Source organism: Barnesiella sp. CU968 (assembly GCF_905219685.1).
Lineage (GTDB): Bacteria > Bacteroidota > Bacteroidia > Bacteroidales > Muribaculaceae > Lepagella > Lepagella muris_A.
The window spans coordinates 1-2,518 of the sequence record NZ_CAJMXD010000410.1 but is presented as its reverse complement, the minus strand read 5'-3'; the positions used below and the strand labels follow the sequence as shown (position 1 = coordinate 2,518).

Genomic DNA, 2,518 nt, shown 5'->3' with positions numbered 1-2,518 from the left:
AGAAAATCGCGTAACCAACATGAATACAGAGTTTAACAATTTCGCATTAACAGATTTTAAGAGACGCCAGTGAGAATCACTAACTTTTAGGTATCAGAGCTTAAACCGTTCGATTCATTCAACTAAGCCAATTTTAGACTACCACCATTACCAAAATATTGATGATGAAAGGCTCTTAATGTCATCAGATGTCTTCGAGAACTTAGTTAAGCTCTTGTATAAGAATGTTGAGCTTAGAAGAGCCTGTATTCTTATTACACAAGCGGGAACACTTGATAATGTTTCTAAAGGAAGCCTTGCGTCCGTTTCACTTGAGACTATAACTTCAGCACTTAACAATGCGAGATTGGAAAAATATCAAAGCAAAAAACTTATTGAAGACAAAGCCATAATATCTCAGTTGAAATATGAATTACAGAAGGCAACAAAGAAAGTCAAGGACAAATTGGATAAAAATACTTGGACTAAACTATGGAATAAAGTAAATAAGTTCAATGAATTGCCTAATGCTGACAAACTGTCAAATCCATTTGTCAATTTAGAGATAAACCTTTCGGAAGAAGAAGAATATTGCATATCATGCAGAAACTTATATCTTCATGGCAATATTCCCAAGCCCAAGGGAAATAAATATGAACATTTGACTCAGGAAGAATTACAACTACTGATAGCCGACAGATTATGTATGCTCTCGTCAATGTTATTGCTGAAAAAAGCAGGATACAATGGATATGTCATTGATTGGGGCGCTACGGAGATTGTTTATAGACGAGAAATTGCAGCTGGTCATGGAAATAAGCATCTTACATTTCAACTTAGAGAGATGACAGAACAATATATGACAAAGGCTAACACCTAACAATTCTTATAACTGATAACCCTATGGGAATAGAAGGTAATTATGTTTTGGTTTGGTTCGGGCTTTATATATGCCCGGCTAAACCTAAACCAATATACAGGGCTGGGCAAAAGAAAATGGATGCCCGCTGATTTTTCGTCTTGCCCCCGATTTTTGTTTTCCTCAGCTATGGTTTGAGCACAGAATTTGAACACAAAAGTGTGAACACAGAGGGCTGCGATTGGTGGCTGAAACGAGTTGGCGCGGAGTTGTGTTCAGATTTGTGTTCAAAGCAAAAGAAAAAGCAGTTACGAAACAAATCGTAACTGCTTGATTTTTAAGGAGTGGTCCCACTTGGGCTTGAACCAAGGACTCCCTGATTATGAGTCAGGTGCTCTAACCAACTGAGCTATGGGACCTGCCACAATTGCTGAAGACGGATGGGTGAACATCACTGTGTTCTGCATTGCGAGTGCAAAATTAATGTATTAAATGCTATTTTCCAAATTTTTTTGGAATTTTAATTTTACATTTCTAATTTTGTGGTCGAAATTCGCATTATATCAGCGAAATTGCAATTTTTATTCTGCCATGAAAGATCTTAAAGAAAAAAATTATGTGCTCGGAATTGATATGGGTGGAACCAATACGGAGTTTGCCGTTGTCAATGCCCGTGGTGAAATAGTTGACCGCGATTCAATTCCTACAGTCGGACATAGGGATATTTATGATTATGTAGCACGTCTCAAGAGCGGTGTCGAGGCTCTTGTAAAGCGAAGTAACACGCGCGGATGTCTGCGTGGCATAGGTGTCGGTGCACCTTGCGCCAACCGCTATACCGGATGTATAGAGGCTGCGACGGATCTTCCATGGCCATCGCCTATTCCGCTTGCTGCATTGCTTGAACAGGCTTTCAGTCTGCCTGTGTCAATCACCAATGATGCCAATGCTGCCGCTGCCGGTGAGATGGCTTACGGCAGGGCGCGTGGCTTGAAAAACTTTATTATGGTCACTCTCGGTACAGGCGTGGGTAGCGGTATTGTGTGTGACGGACATCTTTTATCGGGCACTCGCGGGTTTGCCGGGGAACTGGGACATGTGGTTGTCAGGGGCAATGGCGACAGACTGTGCGGCTGCGGCAGGTATGACTGTCTTGAAACCTACTGTTCCGCCAAAGGGGTGGTTCGGACGGCAAAAGAGTTGCTTGGCAGTTGTCAAGACACTTCGGAACTTCGGGCGATTCCCGAAGACTCGCTTACGGCTAAAGCCATATGCGATGCAGCGCGCAGGGGTGATGCCATCGCAAATGAGGTCTATGATTTTACAGGACGTATGCTTGGGAAAGCGTGTGCGGATTTCGCCGCTTTTACAGATCCTGAGGCTTTTATTCTTTTTGGAGGCGTGGCAAAGGCGGGCAATCTTATAGTTGAGCCAATGCGTGAAGCCATGGAAGAAAATATGCTGCATCTGTATAAAAACCGGGTGGAGATTCTCTTTTCTTCGTTAAGCGATGCAGAGGCGGCATTGCTCGGTGCATCTGCTTTGGCCTGGGATATGTCTGAAATTTAGTGAACTTTTATTTGCAAAATTAGTGTTATATTGGTAATTTTGTATTTTCGGACAAAATTGTTTTCTCTTGTCATTAGGATATATGCATATGAATTGCGTTATGGATAAGGG

At 42.0% G+C, this 2,518-nt stretch carries 2 protein-coding genes and 1 tRNA gene; 2 read left to right on the top strand and 1 reads right to left on the bottom strand.

Going from position 1 to position 2,518, the window contains the following annotated elements; genetic code table 11:
- The first annotated feature begins 178 nt into the window (after window positions 1-178).
- On the top strand, window positions 179-859 hold the full coding sequence (locus JX312_RS12190; RefSeq protein ID WP_204458170.1) for a hypothetical protein: 681 nt from the start codon (window positions 179-181) through the stop codon (window positions 857-859).
- Between the two features lie 324 nt (window positions 860-1,183).
- Here JX312_RS12190 and JX312_RS12185 read toward each other — a convergent pair.
- A tRNA-Ile gene (locus tag JX312_RS12185) sits at window positions 1,184-1,257 on the bottom strand.
- Window positions 1,258-1,429: 172 nt separating this feature from the next.
- On the opposite strand from JX312_RS12185, the gene JX312_RS12180 reads away from it, so the two are divergent.
- Complete coding sequence (locus JX312_RS12180) at window positions 1,430-2,407, top strand: ROK family protein (protein WP_128708145.1); 978 nt, start codon at window positions 1,430-1,432, stop codon at window positions 2,405-2,407.
- Window positions 2,408-2,518: the final 111 nt, after the last annotated feature.

Bases quoted from the DNA above. Each gene is read 5' to 3' on its own strand.
- JX312_RS12190 (WP_204458170.1), top strand. From the start codon at position 179: ATGTCATCAGATGTCTTCGAGAACTTAGTTAAGCTCTTGTATAAGAAT.
- JX312_RS12180 (WP_128708145.1), top strand. From the start codon at position 1,430: ATGAAAGATCTTAAAGAAAAAAATTATGTGCTCGGAATTGATATGGGT.